Genomic DNA, 16,155 nt, shown 5'->3' with positions numbered 1-16,155 from the left:
GACGTCAAGACTAATCGACGACGGGCTCGGCCCGCCCCATCGATCAGGATGCCTCCACGGTACGTGAGATGGTGCTCGTCCGCTCGGCTCCGGGACCTGGGTCTCAGGCGGCCGGCTCCTCGTCGACTACCTCGACCTCCCAGGGGTCCGAGAGCACGATCTGGGTCGCACCCTCCGCATCGACCGTGACCGCGAAGCCATGCGCCCGGTAGGAGCCGGGGGAGAGGGCGCCGCGGCCGCAGGTGGAGCGGCTGACCCAGGCGCGATCGACGCGGGTCACCCCGTCTTCGTCGATCCACTGCAGGCCGACGTCCGTCGCATTGCGGGCGCCGGTCACCACCGTGCCCGTGGCGGGATCGACCACCACAACTCCCTGCAGCAGGGCGCGGGTGCCGAGCTCCTGCGCCGTGACCGTGACCTTCGCGGTGATGGCCGTTCCCGGCTCGTCCTCCGGGACCAGGGTCGAGACGCTGGTGGTGGGATCCTCGACATCGACGGTCAGGCCGTCGCCGTCGCCCACCGCCTCCAGCGGCGCACGGCAGGCCAACTGCGAGAGATCCACGGGAACCTCACCGGTCGGGGCGCTGATCGCACCGGGCACGACCTTCAGCCGGCCGCCCACCACGTCGACCAGCACATCCTCGCTCGCCCTCCAGCCGGAGTCGTCCGTCCCGCGGCCCGGCCCGTCGATCCCGCCTCCGCTGAGTCGCAGCAGGAACTGGCCGTCGGGCAGGGGCGCGTCGTCGCAGGTGCCCAGCGTGAGGTGCGCGGTGGCGGCCGACGGGGCCGGCTCGCCCTCCGCTGCGGCGATCTCGACGCGTTCGCGCACCACCATCGGCGGGACCGGTGCGCCCTCGACGCCCAGCTCGCCGTCGTACCCCGGCGCGGGGACGCCGCGGTTCTCCGGATGGGCCGGCAGCAGCACCCCCTCGGGGACGAAGCCGGTGTAACTGTGGTCCGCCGCGTGGCGGAACGGTCCCGTGAGCGTGAGGTCGTTGCCCTCGGTGCTCATCGATTCGGGGGTCAGCACCCCGCCCTCGGTCGAGGCGGGCAGCGGGCTGTCCTCCTCGCCGGGACGGCACAGCCAGGACGGGTCCGTCGCCGTGCTCGCGGTGCTCATGACCTGCTCGGGGTCCATCGGCTCCGCGGCAGTCGACGGCGCATCCGGGGTGGAGGGGCCGCTTCCGGGCAGCGCAGGGAGGGCATCGCAGGCGCCGAGCGAGAGGATCAGCAGCCCGGTGGCGAGCGCACTCGCCCTACGGCGCCGCGGCAGAGGACGACTCTTCTCCGTGTCGCCCCGACCCTCCGCCGTGACCATCGTGTCCCCTTCCGGTCCCCCGACCCTCCACCTCGGGCCCCTGCGCCCGCACGCCGTCATCAGTACACGTCATCAGTACACGTCATCGGTACAGGGGAGAACGTACCGGAGCGCGCCTTGATTGACAGCCCCGACCCGAAACGCAGCCCCGACCCGGATCACAGCCCCGACCCGGATCACAGCACCAGCAGCGTCACCGCCATGACCGCCATGCCGGCCACCAGTGAATAGATCACGGTGTGGTGCTCGCCGGTCTCCTCCGCCGCCGGCAGCAGCTCGTCGAGGGACACGAAGACCATGACTCCGGCCACGCCGGCCAGGATCGCTCCCATGGCATCCCCGCTGAGCAGGGGAGAGAGCAGGAGGAATCCGAGCACCGCCCCGACGGGTTCGGCGAGTCCGGTCATGGATGCGAGCCAGAAGGCCTTGCTCCGGGAGCCGGTGGCCCGACGCACCGGCACCGCGACGGCGAGACCCTCGGGGATGTTGTGCAGCGCGATCGCGGCGACCACCGGGATCGCGACCTCAGGCGCCTGCAGCGCGGCCACGAAGGTCGCGAAGCCCTCGGGCACGTTATGCAGCGCGAGGGCCAGGGCGGTGACGGTGCCGGTGCGCAGCAGGCGGGCGCGCAGGGCCAGATCGGCGGCCTGCTCGTCCGGAGCGCGGTGCTCGTCCTCACCGTGGCTGCCGTCCATCCGGCCCGCGAACTCGTGGGGGCTGACCGCGCTGGGGACCAGCCGGTCGAGCACGGCGATCAGTGCGATGCCCACGAAGAAGGCGAGCACGGCGAAGGCGGTGCCGCGGGCATCGGCCTCGCCCCCGGAGAGCACCCGGATGCCCTCGGGCAGCAGCTCCATGAAGGAGACGTAGAGCATGACCCCGGCGGAGAGCCCGAGACCGCCGGCCAGGACCTTCACGTTGGTGCCGCGCCCCAGCACTCCGAGGGCGGCACCGATGCTGGTGGCGCCACCGGCGACGAGAGTGAGGAGAAAGGCGACGAGCACGAGGACGACTGTAACCCTGCGACCGGGTCGATCCGGGAGGGAGGTCCTTCCGTGGGATGGGCAGAACATGCCCGGTCCCCGCCGCCCTTCTAGACTGACGCCATGCCTGATCCCGCCCCGTTCCTCTCCGTGATCGACCTCCGCGCGCGGCGCCTGAGTGCGGCCGAGCTCACCGCGGCGCTGCCGCGAGCCGAACTGGACGTCGAGTCCGCGGTCGCGGCCGTGCGCCCGGTGGTCGAGGACGTCGCCGCGCGGGGTGCCGCCGCGGTGCGCGATGCCTCCGAACGTTTCGACGGGGTGCGGCCGGAGCATCTGCGGGTCCCCAAGGAGGAGCTGGAGCGCGCGCTCACCGAGCTCACTCCGGAGATCCGCGCCGCTCTGGAGGAATCCGCGGCCCGGGTGCGTGCCGTCGATTCTGCGCAGTCCAGGCCCGACGAGACGGTCCAGGTGGTGCCCGGGGGCATCGTGACCCAGCGCTGGGTGCCGGTGCGCCGAGTCGGACTGTACGTGCCCGGCGGGCGAGCCGTGCTGCCCAGCTCGGTCGTGATGAACGTGGTGCCGGCGCAGATCGCCGGAGTGGAGCAGATCGTGCTCGCCTCGCCGCCCCAGAAGGAGTTCGGCGGCCTCCCGCACCCGACGATCCTTGCGGCCTGCGCGTTGCTGGGGGTCACCGAGGTGCTCGCCGTCGGCGGCGCCCAGGCGATCGCGCTGCTCGCGCACGGTGCCGAGGATCTGGGTGACGGCCGTGGCCTGGAGGCCGTGGATCTCGTCACCGGTCCCGGCAACGTCTATGTCGCAGCCGCCAAGCGCCTGGTGCGCGGGCAGGTCGGGATCGACGCCGAGGCCGGGCCGACGGAGATCGCGATCCTCGCCGACGCCGATGCCGACCCCGCCTTCGTCGCGGCGGATCTCATCTCCCAGGCCGAACATGACCCGTTGGCCGCGAGCGTGCTGGTCACGGACTCCGCCGAGCTGGCCCACGCGGTCGAGGCCGCGCTCGCGATCCAGGTTCCCGCCGCCGCGCATCAGGCGCGCATCGAGGAGGCGCTGCGTGGTGAGCAGAGCGGTGTGGTGCTCGTCGACGACCTCGAGCAGGGGCTGGCGGTGGTCGACGCCTACGGTGCTGAGCACCTCGAGATCCAGACCGCCGATGCCGCCGCCGTCGCCGCCCGGGTCACCAACGCCGGTGCGGTCTTCGTCGGACCCCATAGCCCGGTGAGCCTCGGCGACTACGCCGCCGGGTCCAATCACGTGCTCCCCACCGGCGGCACCTCACGCTTCACCGGCGGGTTGGGCGTGCAGACCTTCCTGCGCGGCATCCACGTGGTCCACTACGACCGCGACGCTCTCAAGGGTGCCCGCACGGCGGCGACCACGCTCGCCGATGCGGAAGGGCTGCCGGCTCACGGCGCGGCGATCGACATCCGCTTCGCGGACTGACTCCCCGCGGCGGAGCTGCCGGCAGTGCCGGTGACCACCCTGACGAGACCACCCTGACGACGTCGAGGCCCGTTGAGGGCCGGGGCATCACCCCGGTGATCAGCGTCCGGAGGTGAGTTCGACCGGCTGCGGAGTGCGCTCGTGGCGGGTGACGTACAGCGCCACCGCACGCCAGCCGAGCATCAGCACGCCGGTCACCACGGCGGTGACGATGATGAAGGACACCTCGGTCCCAGCGGTGAACAGGGTGCGCAGCGCCATCGTGGTCGCGAGCGTGATGCCCCACACGAACACCCCATGCGGCCAGATCCGGAAGGGCGCGCGCCAGGCCCGGATCGCGAGATGGCCCAGCAGCACTCCGAGGGCGAACGGCCAGCCCACCAGGAAGAGGTTCTGTGTGGTCAGCGGCGTGCCGTGCTGCACGAAGCCGATCGCGACGAAGAGCAGGACGACCAGCAGGTCGCCGACCAGGGCACCCAGGGAACGGAACATCGCCCCAGGATACTGACGGACCCCGGAGGCGCCCGTCGTCGCCGCCCGCTCTGTGAAGGGCGCCACGCCGCAGGGAATGCCGCCATGCCCGCGGGGAACGGCGTCATACATGCCGCCGGGCACCTGCAGCGCCTGTCGTCGGCATGGGACACCTCAGCGAGCGGACGACACGGTCGCCAGCAGCCGGTGCGAACTACCATGGAGGCCATGTCCGTGAACCCTGCTCCGACCCTCGACAGCTCCGTGCTGCCCGCCCCGCGGGACGGCATCGCGGGAGCCGCCCCGTACGGCGCTCCCCAGCTCGAGGTCGCGCATGCGCTGAACGTCAACGAGAACCCCTACGGCCCCTCGCCGGAGCTCGCCGCCGCGATCGGCCGCGCCGCGGCGGAGGCCGCCGTGGGCCTGAACAGGTATCCGGATCGGGAGGCGCTGGACCTGCGCGCCGACCTCGGTGCCTATCTCGCCGCAGAATCCGGGATCCCCGCGCCGGACGCCCACGCCGTCTGGGCCGCCAACGGGTCGAACGAGATCATGCACCAGCTGCTGCTGGCCTACGGCGGCCCCGGCCGCACCGCGCTGGGCTTCACCCCGCACTACTCGATGTACCCCGAGTACGCGCGGGACACCTACACCGACTGGGTCACCGCCGAGCGCGGCCCCGCCCCCGACTTCACCCTCACCGCGGAGGCGGTCACCGCGGCGATCGCCGCGCACCGGCCCAGCATCGTGGTACTCACCAGCCCGAACAACCCCACCGGCACCGCGCTCGATCTCGACGTCGTCGAGGCGGCGGCGACCGCGCTCGCAGCGACCCGGGGCCTGCTGGTGGTCGACGAGGCCTACGGGGAGTTCCGCCGGGACGGCGTCCCCAGCGCGCTCACGCTGCTGGGGCGGCACCAGAACCTGGTGGTGGCCCGCACCATGTCCAAGGCCTTCGCACTCGCCGGCGCCCGGCTCGGCTACCTGATCGCCGATCCCGCGATCGTGGACACCGTGCGAGTGGTGCGCCTGCCCTACCACCTCTCCGCCGTCACCCAGGCGGTCGCCCGCACCGCCCTCGCTCACCGTGAGGAGCTGCTGGGCAAGGTCGCGCTGCTGCGCACCGAGCGTGATGCGCTCGCCGAGCACCTTGCCTCGCGCGGCCACGAGGTGGCACCGTCCGACGCGAACTTCATCCTGTTCCGCAGCTTCTCCGACCGTGACTCCGTGTTCGAGGCGCTCCTCGCGCGCGGAGTCCTCATCCGAGCCGTCGGCCCCGCCGGCTGGCTGCGCGTGTCGATCGGCACGCCCGAGAACAACGCCGCATTCCGTACCGCCCTCGAGGAGGCCGACCCCCGATGACCAGCACGCCCAACACGCCCAGCGCCGCCGCCCGCCCGTCGCGCACCGCGACCCTCAGCCGCACCACCCGCGAGTCCTCGATCGAGCTCACCCTCGACATCGACGGCACCGGCCAGGTCGATGTCTCCACCACGGTGCCCTTCTTCGACCACATGCTCACGGCGCTCGCCACCCATGCCCGCTTCGACCTCACGGTCAAGGCGACCGGTGACACGCACATCGACGCCCACCACACCGTGGAGGACACCGCGATCGTGCTCGGCCAGGCGCTGCGCGAGGCCCTCGGCGACAAGCGGGGCATCGCGCGCTTCGGCGACGCGCTGGTCCCGCTGGACGAGTCCCTCGCCCAGGCTGTCGTGGACCTCTCCGGCCGGCCCTACTGCGTGCACTCGGGGGAGAGCGAGGCCCAGGCCACGCACCTCATCGGGGGCCACTTCACCGGCTCGCTGACCCGGCACGTCTTCGAGTCCCTCGCCCACCACGCCGCGATCTGCCTGCACATCCGGCTGATCGAGGGCCGCGATCCCCACCACATCGTCGAAGCCCAGTTCAAGGCCCTCGCCCGCGCGCTCCGTGCTGCGTGCGCGTACGACGACCGCGTCCTGGACGTCCCCTCCACCAAGGGAGCACTGTGATGAGCGCCGTCGATCCCGAGGATCCGCGTCAGGACCGTCCCGGAGAGCAGCCGGAGGGATCCGGCCGTCCCGCCGATGACATCGACGCGGAGTTCGCACGCCTCATGGAAGGCATCTCCCTCGAGGACGATGCCCCGCTGACCGTCGAGGACGTGCTCACCGACACCACGGGCGAGGAAGAGGTGCCCAGCGTCGCGGTGATCGCGACCTCCGTCGCCTCCGCGAAGGCGCTGGCAGGCGTGGTGCGGCTGGGCCGGGAGGCCCGCACCGACGGGATCGACATCCCCGTCGGGACCCGCACCCACGACAGCAGCACCGGCGCGATCGCGATCGGTCCGCTCGCCGAGGCCGCCGCTCATGATCTCGCCGCGATCGCCTCGACCGCCCTGCAGCGCAACGGGATCGTGCTGTTCTGGCGCCGCGGTGACCGCATGACGGCGACCCGGTACAAGAACGGCGAGCGGGGCGAGGACATCTCGCCCGCGATCGTGCTCGGTGCGGTCGACGACCTCGTCGAGGAGCTGCTGCTGGGCGCGACCACCCTCGAGGAGCTGGGGGAGGGGCTGGACCCGTCCGCCCTGAGCCGCTCCGAGGCGCTCGCTTGGATCGCCTCCGGGAAGAAGCGCAAGTGACGGAAGAGACCGCCCCCAGCGCCGCCCCGGTCCCCGCAGCCCATGTGGTGGTGCTCGATCATGGCTCCGGCAATGTGCGCTCCGTGGTTCGTGCGCTCGAGGCGGCCGGAGCCGAGGTCGAGCTGACCGCGGACCGTGACCGCGCGCTCACCGCGGATGGACTGGTCGTCCCCGGGGTCGGCGCCTTCGCCGCCACCCTCGAGCAGATCAAGGCCGTCGGAGGGGACCGCATCATCGAGCGGCGCCTCGCCGGGGGCCGCCCGGTCCTGGGCATCTGCGTGGGTCTGCAGGTCATGTTCGAGACCGGCGCCGAGCACGGTGAACGCACCCGCGGGCTGGGACAGTGGCCCGGAGAGGTGACCCGCCTGGAGGCGGCGGTCGTGCCCCATATGGGCTGGAACACCGTCGATGCCGCCGAGGGCACCGCCCTCTTCGAGGACATCACCGAGGAGCGCTTCTACTTCGTGCACTCCTACGCCGCGCGGCGCTGGGAGATGGAGCAGATCGGCTCGCTCGCCGCACCCAAGGTGAGCTGGTCCGAGCACGGGGGCGACCGCTTCATCGCCGCCGTCGAGAACGGTGCGCTCACCGCCACCCAGTTCCACCCGGAGAAGTCCGGCGATGCCGGAGCGAAGCTGCTGGCCAACTGGCTCCGCACCCTCCCGCGCTACGAGAGGGAGACCGTCTCATGATGGTCGCGTTCCTGACCCTGTTCGCCGGCGGCATGCTGCTCGGCGGCGCCTGGTCGTTCTACCGCTCGAAGAAGCCTTGGTGGTCGAGCGTCGGCCTGCTGCTGCTCGGACTGATCTGCTTCGGCATCTCCATCTGGCGCATCCAGACCGGTTGAGCCGGAGACCCTCATCCGGCTCCGCTGCACCTGCGCCAACCCTTTCTCTGGGATCACTTCCTCCGAGATCACTTCCCCTGAGATCGTTTTTTTCTGAGACCACTTCACCACCGTCCGGGCCGTCGCCCGACCACCGCTTCCAGGAGACACCCCATGACCGCTCCCGTGCTCGAGCTGCTCCCCGCCGTCGACGTCCAGGACGGCCAGGCCGTCCGGCTCGTCCAGGGCGAGGCCGGAACCGAGACCGCCTACGGTGCCCCGCTGGACGCGGCACTGACCTTCCAGGAGGGCGGCGCGAGCTGGCTGCACCTGGTGGACCTCGACGCCGCCTTCGGCCGCGGCACCAATGCCGCACTGCTCGCCGAGGTGGTCGCAGCCGTCGACATGAACGTCGAGCTCTCCGGCGGGATCCGCGATGACGAGTCGCTCGCCGCGGCGCTCGCCACCGGCTGCCGCCGCGTCAACCTCGGCACCGCTGCGCTCGAGAACCCGGAGTGGACCGCAGAGATCCTCGCCGAGCACGGCGACCGCATCGCCGTCGGCCTCGACGTGCGCGGCACCACTCTGGCGGCCCGCGGCTGGACCCGCGACGGCGGCGACCTCTGGGAGACCCTCGAGCGGCTCGACGAGGCCGGCTGCCAGCGCTACGTCGTCACCGACGTCACCAAGGACGGCACCTTGCGCGGACCCAACCTCGAGCTGCTGGCCGAAGTGTGCTCGCGCACGGAGGCGAAGGTGGTCGCCTCGGGCGGGATCTCCTCCCTCGACGACCTGCGCGCCCTGCGCGAGCTGGTCTCGGCCGGCGTCGAGGGCGCGATCGTCGGCAAGGCCCTGTACGCGCAGGCGTTCACGATGGGCGAGGCGCTCGACGTCGCGGGCCGCCCATGAGCCCGGCGCAGGATCACGACCGTTCAGGGTCCCCGGCCGGGGCCCCGGAAGGGGCCCTGCCCGATGCGTCGGCGGAGCCTGCCGACCGCACCGAGCAGATCCACCGGACGCTGCCCGCCCATTTCCGCGAGAAGTCCCCGCTGACGGACACCGCCGGAGTCTCCTGGGAGGGACGGGACTACACGGTCAGCCCCTTTCCCGCAGATGACGGCAGCGCACCCGCGGCAGTGACCGCGGCCCTCGCCGCGCATCGGGCCGGCCAGGATCCCCACCGGCAGGGGCTGGTCTCCGCCCTCGCCGCAGCCCGGGTGCTGGTGCCGATCATGGCGGTCGCCACCGAGACCGGGACCACGGTCCACGGGCTCACCGGTGACAACGGCGCCGACATGGCGATGGTCTCGATCACGGCGCCCGACGGCACGACGGTGCTGCCGCTGTTCACCTCGGTGGCGGCCCTCGCCGCCTGGCGCTCCGACGCCAGGCCGGTGCCGGTCATCGCCCCGCAGGCTGCGCAGGCAGCGGTGCAGGAGGGCTGCACGGCCCTGCTCCTCGACCCCGCGACGCCGGCGGCGGAGGGCGGACCGGTGCTGCTGCCGCGCTCGGTGCTGTGGGCGCTGGCCCAGGGGAGGGAGTGGATCCCTCCGCACCAGGATCCCGAGCTGGCCGAGGTGCTGGACAGGGTTGCCTCCGACTCCTCTGACGAGGTGCTCGCATTGACCGCGCGGGCCGGGGAACGGGCCGAGGTGGATCTCCAGCTCCGACTGCGGCCCGGGCTCACCGCGCCCGCGGTGCGTCAGGCAGTCGATGAGGTCACGGCACGCCTCGGCGCCGAGCAGCTGGTCGCCGAGCGGATCAGCTCGCTCCGCCTCGTCCTCGGCTCCTGACCCCAGGGTCTCCTCGAGCCCTGCAGACTCCTAGGGTCTCCCCGGGCCGTGCGGGCTTCTAGGAACTCCCCGGGCCCAGCGGGGCTCCCAGAAACCCCAGGGGCCCGGGCCCCCGCAGCTCCCGGGAACCCCTTGCAACTCTTCGCGTTCCAGGCACGACGCACTCGCGGTCGACGACGCGTGGTCAGGAACCCTCGAGGTCAGGAGACGCGGCCGGTGTACTTCTCGCCCGGCGCCTCACCGGGGGCGTCCGGGAAGGGGAGCGCCTCGGCGAAGGCCAGCTGGAGCGAGCGCAGGCCGTCACGCAGCGAGCGGGCATGCTCGTTGCCGATCTCCGGAGCCGCGGCGGTCACGAGACCGGCCAGGGCGTTGATCAGCTTCCGGGCCTCGTCGAGGTCCTGGTACTGACCGGTCTCCTCGTCCTCCGCGAGCCCGACCTTCACGGCCGCAGCGCTCAGCAGGTGCACGCAGGCGGAGGTGATGATCTCCACCGCGGCGACGTCGGCGATATCGCGGAGCTCCTCAGCGCCCGTGGCGGGAGCCTCGGCGTGACCGGCATGGTCCGCATGGTCCGCATGGTCGGCGTGGCCGGCATGGTTCGCGTGGTCGGAGTGGTCGTGGTGCTGGTGATCGTTCACGTCTGCAGAGATCCTTCGTGGTCGGTGGTGCACGCCCGGTGCGGGCGCGCGGGGTGGTGGTGTGGGGCGGTGATCAGCTTCCCAGAGGAAGGGTCCCGGCCTCGTCCACCATGCTGAAAGTGAAGTGCAGGCCGGTGGGCTGGGTGCCGATGGGGACGTCGTAGACCTTGTGGAAGGTGGCGGTGCTCTCCGGGGAGACCACTCCGAAGGGTCGGCTGTCCGCGACGAAGTTCGCGCTCGCGTCTGAGTCGGGAGCGTAGGTCTGGCCGTCGCCCGCCTCGAGCTCCACCAGCTCTGCAATGTCCACGCTCGTGTCGCGCGGGTTCTCGACCTCGAAGATCACGACGATGTATTCACCCTCGGGCTCCATGGTCGAGCCCGGAGTGCCGACCTTGCGTACACCGATCTCGGTGCTCACCTCCGTGATGGTCACCTCGCCGATCTGCACCTGCCCGGGGCCGGCTGGATCCTGCGCCGTCCCGGTCGCGGGCGCCGACGGGGCCGACGAACCGGCTGCGGGTGCGGCGGGCGAGAGCGCCCGGAAGGCGAGCACCCCGCCACCGACGATGACCACCAGCAGCAGGACGGCGATCACCGAGATCCCTGCGATGAGCAGGCCACGCCGGCTCCTCCCGGCGGGCAGGGCTTCCTTCGGCGGCGCAGGCCGACGGTTGGGCCTGGCCGGCCGCGGCGGTGGCGTGGGGAATCCCTCGGGAACAGGACGGAGCACTGCTCGTGGCGCCGTGCGCAGAGCGGTCACCGGCCGGATGCCGGTGGCGGGGACCTGCCCGGTGCCGCTGTCGGCGGGGGCCCCGGGTACCGCGGCGGAGGTCTCCTCGCCGGCGGAGAAGTCGGCGGCGGGTGCCTCATCCGCGTCGAATGCTGCGGAGGGTGCATCGTCCTCCGCGATTCCGGAGTCGGCGGCGCGAGCACCGCCGGTTCCCGCGGCATCGAGCGGTGTCTGCCCGTAGCCGTAGTCATGGGACTCGGGGGAGGGCGTGCTGGGGACGGGACGACCGGGGAGGTCGTCCCCGCCGGACGCATCGCGGTCGGTCTCCACCAGCACTCCTTGTTGTCGCAGCATGCGGGCGCGACGCACATCACCTGGACTGCGGCCGCACTCCTGCTAGGATAGACGATTGGAACAGGTCGAGACCCTCGTCTTCAGTTCCTTCAAGTGGAGTCCCTTCCCACCTCGTGGCGATCAGCCCGTGAGCCTTCCGGCCCGCGAGCGCACAGCTGCTGGGTCAGTATCGCAGTCAGGCAGCAATGCCTGTACCGCGCTGTGGCGCGTGCACCTGGGGCCTCCGCATGATAATGCGGGGGCTTTCGTCGTCTTCCGACTCGAATCAAGGTGAGGAGCCAACATCAGCGAACAGCGCATCAATGGTCAGATCAGGGTCCCCAAGGTCCTCCTGGTCGGGCCCGCCGGCGAGCAGGTCGGTGAGGTCCGTGTCGAGGACGCCCTGCGTCTCGCACAGGAATCAGGCCTCGATCTCGTCGAGGTCGCGCCCGGCGCGAATCCGCCGGTCGCGCGTCTGATGGATTACGGCAAGTACAAGTACGAAGCCAACCTGAAGGCCCGTGAGTCGCGCAAGAACCAGGCGAACACGGTCCAGAAGGAAATCCGTATGGGCCTGAAGATCGATACCCATGACTACGACACCAAGCGCCGCAATGTTGAGAAGTTCCTTGACGGTGGCGACAAGGTCAAGGTCATCATTCGCTTCCGTGGTCGTGAGCAGTCCCGTCCCGAGAGGGGCGTCAAGCTTCTCGGTCGTATGGCCGAGGACGTCGCCGACTACGGCTTCGTCGAGTCGCATCCGCGGCAGGACGGCCGCAACATGGTGATGGTCTTCGGGCCTCACAAGAAGAAGGCCCAGGCCATGGCCGAGGCCCGCAAGCGCAAGACCGATGCTGAGAAGGCTGCTGCTCGGAGCGAGGACGAGAAGTCCGCTCCCACGGCTGAGGCCGACACCAGCGCCGAGTCCTGAGAAACGTCACAAGGAGAACAGGCAGATGCCGAAGAACAAGACCCACTCGGGTACCAAGAAGCGCGTCCGCGTCACCGGCTCGGGCAAGCTCATGCGCGAGAAGGCCAACGCCCGCCACCTGCTGGAGCACAAGTCCTCCACCCGCAAGCGCCGTCTCGGCAACGACACCTCTGTCGCCAAGGCCGATGTCAAGCGTATGAAGAAGCTGCTGGGCCGCTGATCGCCCACGTGGGAGCACTGCTCCCGCGCCCCTGAATTTACGATCGAAGGAGTATCACGTGGCACGCGTGAAGCGGGCGGTAAACGCCCATAAGAAGCGTCGGGAAATCCTGGAGCAGGCCAGCGGCTACCGCGGTCAGCGCTCTCGCCTGTACCGCAAGGCGAAGGAGCAGGTGCTGCACTCGCAGACCTACAACTTCCGCGACCGCAAGAAGCGCAAGGGCAACTTCCGTCAGCTCTGGATCCAGCGCATCAACGCTGCGGCCCGCGCCAACGGCATGACCTACAACCGCCTCATCCAGGGCCTCGGCCTGGCCGGCGTCGAGGTCGACCGCCGCATGCTCGCAGAGCTCGCCGTCAACGACGCCCCGGCATTTGCCGCCCTGGTCGAGGTCGCGAAGAACGCCCTCCCCGAGGACGTCAACGCCCCGGCAGCCTGACATCGCGGCATCTGTTGCGAAGAACCGCAATGCCTGAGCGCCCGGATCAGTCTCCGCTCACCTCTGCCCGCTCCGAGCGGGTGAAGAAGGTGGCGGCGCTGACCGGGCGCTCTGCACGTCGTAAGCAGGGCAGGTTCCGGGTCGAGGGGCCGCAGTCGGTCCGCTCGCTGCTGGCGCATCGCCCCGAGCTGGCGCTCGAGGTCTTCCTCACCGAGCGTGCGGCCACGGGCCACCCCGAGCTGATCGAGCTGGCCCGCGCCGCCGGGGTACCCGTACGCACCGTCGATGAGCAGATCCTGCGCGCCCTGGTCCGTGACACCGCAGCGACCAGCTCAGCGGGGGCCACGGACGCCCCCGGCGCCCCGGAAGCACTCGGTGCCTCCGGTACTGCCGGTGTTGCCGGTGCCTCAGGCTCCCTGGTCTCCCCGCAGGGGGTCGTCGCCGTCGGCGCCCTGCCCGCCGAGGACCCGTCGGCCGCCGCAGCAGCCCTGGGCGCGCTGCCACCCGAGGGTCCCGTCACCGTCGCAGTGCTCCACGAGGTTCGCGACCCCGGCAACGTCGGCACCCTGATCCGCACGGCGGACGCCGCCGGCGCCGACCTGGTGCTGCTGACCCGCACCAGCGCCGACCCCTACGCACCCAAGGCGGTGCGCGCCGCCGTCGGCAGCCTGTTCCACCTCCCCGTGCTCACCGGCGCCGAGATCGAGGACGTGCTCGCGCAGCTCGCCGCCACCTCCATCGCCGCCGCCGCCACCAGCGGGTACGCCGACTCCGAGCTCTTCACCGCGGCGCTTCCCGCGCGGATCGCCTGGATCTTCGGCAACGAGGCACGCGGCCTGGACGAGGCCACCCTCGCCGCCGCCCCGTTGACCGTGCGGATCCCCCTGGCCGGGCACGCCGAATCGCTCAACGTCCACACCGCCGCGACCGTCTGCCTCTTCGAGACGCTCCGGCGCCGACAGGCAGGGGCATGAACGCCGTCTCCCAGCGCGCCGGCGCCCTCGCACTTCCTATCCTCCTGCTCCTCACCGTCGCCGCCGCCCTGGCGGGCATGGCAGCCACCGGAGCCCTCGCCCCTGCCGAACTCGTCCCCGCCTCTCCGCTGGTCACCTGGGGCCTGCCGGTCGTACGTGCACTGCACCACCTGGGCCTGCTGCTCGCCATCGGGGCCGGTGGAACCGCAGTGCTGCTGCTGCCGGGTCCCGGTCGCCGCCAAGTGACCACCCTGGATCCGCTGCGCCGCCGGACCGTGCGCCTCGGCGCCGCGGGAGCGCTGCTGTGGGCGGCGGCCTCCCTCGCCCTGATCCCGCTGGTCGGACTGGAAGCCACCGGCGCCGGCAGCGACCTCAACCTCTGGGACGTGGCGATGGGTGGTGAGCTGGGCCGGATCCAGCTGAGCATCACCGTCTTCGCGGCGCTGTCCGCTCTCGCCTATGCGCTCGCGCGCTCCACGGTGCTGGCCAGCTGGGGGCTGGCCTTCGCCGGGGTCGGCGCCGCCGCGCTGGGGCTCGCCGGGCATGCCGGCTCCAGCCTCGACCACATCAACGCCGTCAATGCGATGTCGGTGCACCTGGTGGCGGTCAGCGTCTGGGCCGGGGGGCTGCTGGTGCTCTTCCTGCTCGATGCCCGCATGGACGAGACGCAGATGGCCACCGCGATCCGCCGGTTCTCGCCCTGGGCGCTGGCGGCCGTGGCAGCCCTCGCGCTCAGCGGGCTGATCAGCGCGTGGATCCGGATGTCCCACTGGTCCGAGCTGCTCACCACCGGCTATGGCCGGGTGGTGCTGATCAAGGCGCTGGGCCTGCTCACTCTCGCCGTGCTGGGTGCTCTGCAGCGGCGACGGCTGGGGGAGCGGATCCGATTCCGTCACCTCGTCGCGACCGAGGGCCTGGTGATGGCCGCGGTGATCGGTGCGTCGATCGCCCTGGGCCGCTCCGCTCCGCCGGTCCCGCAGGAGATCCCCGCCGTGGGGGAGCTGCGGGTCCTGGCCCTGGTGGGCTACCTCCCGCCGGAGCGCGAGTTCTCGCCCGGCACCCTGTTCACCGTGTTCCAGCCCGACTGGATCGCTCTCGCCCTGGCCGTGACGATGGCCGGCCTGTACGTGACCGGCGTGGTGCGTCTGACCCGTCGCGGGGATGTCTGGCCGTGGATCCGGACCGCGTGCTTCCTGGCGGGCTGTCTCGCCTTCGCCTGGGTGATGAACGGCGGCGCTGCGGCCTGGGGCAAGTTCCGCTTCGACGCGCACATGATCCAGCACATGGCGATGATGATGATCGTGCCGCCGCTGTGGGTGCTCGGCGGCCCGGTCACGCTGCTGTCCCGCGCGGTCGCGCCCCGCACCGACGGCTCCCGCGGCGTGCGCGAATGGGTGCTGGCCGCTCTGCACTCCAGCTATTCCCGGCTGGTCTCCTCCCCGCCGGTGGCCGGGTTCCTCTTCGTGGGCTCGTTGATCGTCTTCTACTTCTCGCCCCTGTTCGAGCTGGCCATGGAGCACCACGTCGGGCATCTGCTGATGACGGTGCACTTCCTCGCCTCCGGCTACCTGTTCGCCTGGGTGCTGATCGGCGTCGACCCCTCCCAGAAGCCGATCAACCCGGTGCTGAAACTGATCACCCTGCTGGTCACCCTCGCGTTCCACGCCTTCTTCGGGGTGGCCATGGTCTCGGCGACCTGGCTGGTCGCGGAGGACTGGTACACCCAGCTCGGGATGTACCCGTTGGATCGGCTCGAGCTGATCCAGGTGCGCGGCGGCACCATCATGTGGGCGATCTCGGAGGTCCCGACCGTCGGCTACGCGATCATCGTCGCGGCGATGTGGATGAAGTCCGACGATCGCCGGGCCCGCCAGTACGACCGCAAGGCGGAGCGGGACGGCGGCGCCGAGCTCGCGGCCTACAACGCCTATCTGGCGCAGCTGCGGGGTGAGAGCGATCTGGACCCGGCGGAGGAGCCGGCGGCCACAGCGGAGTCCGGCGTCGCGTCCGTCGCTGACGCCGACGAGGCGGGCTGCGCTGAGCGCGGGGACGCGGCCGACGGCGAGGCGGTCCGGCCGTCCGCTGAACAGGGGACCCCTCCCACGAACGGCCCGCAGACCGCATGAGCCACGATGCGCGGGGTCGGGTCCTCCGCTTCAGCCCCATGACTCTCGACGCGGCCCGGGTTCGTCAGCGCGGACCCCACCGAGGACGGTGAGGCCTGTGAGATCAGCCTGGGTCTGCACCCGGATCTCACGGGCTGCGGCCGCGGCTCCGCCTTCCTCGCCGCCGGGCTGCAGCAGCCCCGTCGCTCGGAGATGCCTGATCGCATCGTGCTGAGCGTCGCCGCGTTCAACATCCGGGCGAACAGCGCGTAGGAGGGTGCCGGATTCGAGGACATCGAACGGC

18 protein-coding genes are annotated in these 16,155 nt (G+C 71.4%); 13 read left to right on the top strand and 5 right to left on the bottom strand.

Annotated elements, in window-relative coordinates:
- Window positions 1-103: 103 nt before the first annotated feature.
- Together ACT3T9_RS14560 and zupT are read right to left on the bottom strand one after the other, a co-directional pair.
- Window positions 104-1,318, bottom strand: a complete 1,215-nt coding sequence (locus ACT3T9_RS14560) for a hypothetical protein (RefSeq protein ID WP_444606873.1) — start codon at window positions 1,316-1,318, stop codon at window positions 104-106.
- Window positions 1,319-1,494: 176 nt separating this feature from the next.
- Window positions 1,495-2,322 carry a zinc transporter ZupT gene (gene zupT, locus ACT3T9_RS14555; protein ID WP_444606872.1) on the bottom strand — a complete coding sequence of 276 codons (828 nt, stop codon included), beginning with the start codon at window positions 2,320-2,322 and terminating at the stop codon, window positions 1,495-1,497.
- Window positions 2,323-2,424: 102 nt separating this feature from the next.
- On the opposite strand from zupT, the gene hisD reads away from it, so the two are divergent.
- Window positions 2,425-3,762, top strand: coding sequence for a histidinol dehydrogenase (gene hisD / locus ACT3T9_RS14550; protein WP_444601367.1), 1,338 nt, complete (start codon window positions 2,425-2,427; stop codon window positions 3,760-3,762).
- 99 nt (window positions 3,763-3,861) lie between these two features.
- On the opposite strand, the gene ACT3T9_RS14545 is transcribed toward hisD, so the two are convergent.
- On the bottom strand, window positions 3,862-4,254 hold the full coding sequence (locus ACT3T9_RS14545) for a DUF3054 domain-containing protein (RefSeq protein ID WP_441444314.1): 393 nt from the start codon (window positions 4,252-4,254) through the stop codon (window positions 3,862-3,864).
- Between the two features lie 207 nt (window positions 4,255-4,461).
- Here ACT3T9_RS14545 and ACT3T9_RS14540 point away from each other — a divergent pair, with 207 nt between their 5' ends.
- The 7 genes from ACT3T9_RS14540 (at window position 4,462) to ACT3T9_RS14510 (ending at window position 9,481) form a co-directional block, all read left to right on the top strand.
- Window positions 4,462-5,595, top strand: a complete 1,134-nt coding sequence (locus ACT3T9_RS14540) for a histidinol-phosphate transaminase (protein ID WP_441444315.1) — start codon at window positions 4,462-4,464, stop codon at window positions 5,593-5,595.
- Complete coding sequence (gene hisB, locus ACT3T9_RS14535; RefSeq protein ID WP_441444316.1) at window positions 5,592-6,230, top strand: imidazoleglycerol-phosphate dehydratase HisB; 639 nt, start codon at window positions 5,592-5,594, stop codon at window positions 6,228-6,230. Before ACT3T9_RS14540 ends, hisB begins: the two co-directional genes overlap by 4 nt.
- The gene (locus ACT3T9_RS14530) at window positions 6,230-6,862 is read left to right on the top strand and encodes a hypothetical protein (protein ID WP_442332018.1); all 633 of its coding nucleotides are present in this window, start codon (window positions 6,230-6,232) and stop codon (window positions 6,860-6,862) included. Before hisB ends, ACT3T9_RS14530 begins: the two co-directional genes overlap by 1 nt.
- Window positions 6,859-7,554, top strand: a complete 696-nt coding sequence (gene hisH / locus ACT3T9_RS14525) for an imidazole glycerol phosphate synthase subunit HisH (protein WP_441444318.1) — start codon at window positions 6,859-6,861, stop codon at window positions 7,552-7,554. The genes ACT3T9_RS14530 and hisH overlap by 4 nt, the downstream gene beginning before the upstream one ends.
- Window positions 7,551-7,709: a hypothetical protein gene (locus ACT3T9_RS14520; protein ID WP_441444319.1), complete on the top strand. Its 159-nt coding sequence runs from the start codon at window positions 7,551-7,553 to the stop codon at window positions 7,707-7,709. The genes hisH and ACT3T9_RS14520 overlap by 4 nt, the downstream gene beginning before the upstream one ends.
- 153 nt (window positions 7,710-7,862) lie before the next feature.
- Window positions 7,863-8,597, top strand: a complete 735-nt coding sequence (priA, locus tag ACT3T9_RS14515) for a bifunctional 1-(5-phosphoribosyl)-5-((5-phosphoribosylamino)methylideneamino)imidazole-4-carboxamide isomerase/phosphoribosylanthranilate isomerase PriA (RefSeq protein WP_441444320.1) — start codon at window positions 7,863-7,865, stop codon at window positions 8,595-8,597.
- Complete coding sequence (locus ACT3T9_RS14510; protein ID WP_442332017.1) at window positions 8,594-9,481, top strand: SseB family protein; 888 nt, start codon at window positions 8,594-8,596, stop codon at window positions 9,479-9,481. Before priA ends, ACT3T9_RS14510 begins: the two co-directional genes overlap by 4 nt.
- Window positions 9,482-9,681: 200 nt before the next feature.
- On the opposite strand, the gene ACT3T9_RS14505 is transcribed toward ACT3T9_RS14510, so the two are convergent.
- A complete protein-coding gene (locus ACT3T9_RS14505) occupies window positions 9,682-9,990 on the bottom strand; it encodes a DUF1844 domain-containing protein (RefSeq protein WP_441444339.1) in 309 nt (102 codons plus the stop codon).
- Window positions 9,991-10,192: 202 nt separating this feature from the next.
- Window positions 10,193-11,179: a hypothetical protein gene (locus ACT3T9_RS14500; RefSeq protein WP_442332016.1), complete on the bottom strand. Its 987-nt coding sequence runs from the start codon at window positions 11,177-11,179 to the stop codon at window positions 10,193-10,195.
- Window positions 11,180-11,486: 307 nt separating this feature from the next.
- Between ACT3T9_RS14500 and infC the strand changes: the two genes are divergently transcribed.
- The 5 genes from infC to ACT3T9_RS14475 are packed head-to-tail and all read left to right on the top strand — an operon-like array spanning window position 11,487 to window position 15,872.
- Window positions 11,487-12,113: a translation initiation factor IF-3 gene (infC, locus tag ACT3T9_RS14495; protein WP_442332021.1), complete on the top strand. Its 627-nt coding sequence runs from the start codon at window positions 11,487-11,489 to the stop codon at window positions 12,111-12,113.
- A 25-nt stretch (window positions 12,114-12,138) separates the two neighbouring features.
- Window positions 12,139-12,333, top strand: a complete 195-nt coding sequence (gene rpmI, locus ACT3T9_RS14490; protein WP_441444323.1) for a 50S ribosomal protein L35 — start codon at window positions 12,139-12,141, stop codon at window positions 12,331-12,333.
- A 58-nt stretch (window positions 12,334-12,391) separates the two neighbouring features.
- Window positions 12,392-12,772 (top strand): 50S ribosomal protein L20, encoded by a 381-nt coding sequence (rplT, locus tag ACT3T9_RS14485; RefSeq protein ID WP_096802603.1) that lies wholly within the window; start codon window positions 12,392-12,394, stop codon window positions 12,770-12,772.
- Window positions 12,773-12,801: 29 nt separating this feature from the next.
- Window positions 12,802-13,746, top strand: coding sequence for a TrmH family RNA methyltransferase (locus ACT3T9_RS14480; RefSeq protein ID WP_442332015.1), 945 nt, complete (start codon window positions 12,802-12,804; stop codon window positions 13,744-13,746).
- Window positions 13,743-15,872: a cytochrome c oxidase assembly protein gene (locus ACT3T9_RS14475; RefSeq protein ID WP_442332014.1), complete on the top strand. Its 2,130-nt coding sequence runs from the start codon at window positions 13,743-13,745 to the stop codon at window positions 15,870-15,872. Before ACT3T9_RS14480 ends, ACT3T9_RS14475 begins: the two co-directional genes overlap by 4 nt.
- The last annotated feature ends 283 nt before the right edge of the window (window positions 15,873-16,155 follow it).

The organism is Brachybacterium sp. AOP29-B2-41 (genome assembly GCF_052378395.1).
Classification (GTDB): Bacteria; Actinomycetota; Actinomycetes; order Actinomycetales; family Dermabacteraceae; genus Brachybacterium.
The sequence above is the reverse complement of the archived record's forward strand: the minus strand, read 5'-3'. Positions and strand labels throughout refer to the sequence as shown.

What these genes read in the sequence shown, in the direction of transcription:
- ACT3T9_RS14560 (WP_444606873.1), bottom strand. Translation starts at nt 1,318, where the DNA reads ATGGTCACGGCGGAGGGTCGGGGCGACACGGAGAAGAGTCGTCCTCTG.
- hisD (WP_444601367.1), top strand. Translation starts at nt 2,425, where the DNA reads ATGCCTGATCCCGCCCCGTTCCTCTCCGTGATCGACCTCCGCGCGCGG.
- ACT3T9_RS14545 (WP_441444314.1), bottom strand. Translation starts at nt 4,254, where the DNA reads ATGTTCCGTTCCCTGGGTGCCCTGGTCGGCGACCTGCTGGTCGTCCTG.
- ACT3T9_RS14540 (WP_441444315.1), top strand. Translation starts at nt 4,462, where the DNA reads ATGTCCGTGAACCCTGCTCCGACCCTCGACAGCTCCGTGCTGCCCGCC.
- hisB (WP_441444316.1), top strand. Translation starts at nt 5,592, where the DNA reads ATGACCAGCACGCCCAACACGCCCAGCGCCGCCGCCCGCCCGTCGCGC.
- ACT3T9_RS14530 (WP_442332018.1), top strand. Translation starts at nt 6,230, where the DNA reads ATGAGCGCCGTCGATCCCGAGGATCCGCGTCAGGACCGTCCCGGAGAG.
- ACT3T9_RS14520 (WP_441444319.1), top strand. Translation starts at nt 7,551, where the DNA reads ATGATGGTCGCGTTCCTGACCCTGTTCGCCGGCGGCATGCTGCTCGGC.
- priA (WP_441444320.1), top strand. Translation starts at nt 7,863, where the DNA reads ATGACCGCTCCCGTGCTCGAGCTGCTCCCCGCCGTCGACGTCCAGGAC.
- ACT3T9_RS14510 (WP_442332017.1), top strand. Translation starts at nt 8,594, where the DNA reads ATGAGCCCGGCGCAGGATCACGACCGTTCAGGGTCCCCGGCCGGGGCC.
- rpmI (WP_441444323.1), top strand. Translation starts at nt 12,139, where the DNA reads ATGCCGAAGAACAAGACCCACTCGGGTACCAAGAAGCGCGTCCGCGTC.
- ACT3T9_RS14480 (WP_442332015.1), top strand. Translation starts at nt 12,802, where the DNA reads ATGCCTGAGCGCCCGGATCAGTCTCCGCTCACCTCTGCCCGCTCCGAG.
- ACT3T9_RS14475 (WP_442332014.1), top strand. Translation starts at nt 13,743, where the DNA reads ATGAACGCCGTCTCCCAGCGCGCCGGCGCCCTCGCACTTCCTATCCTC.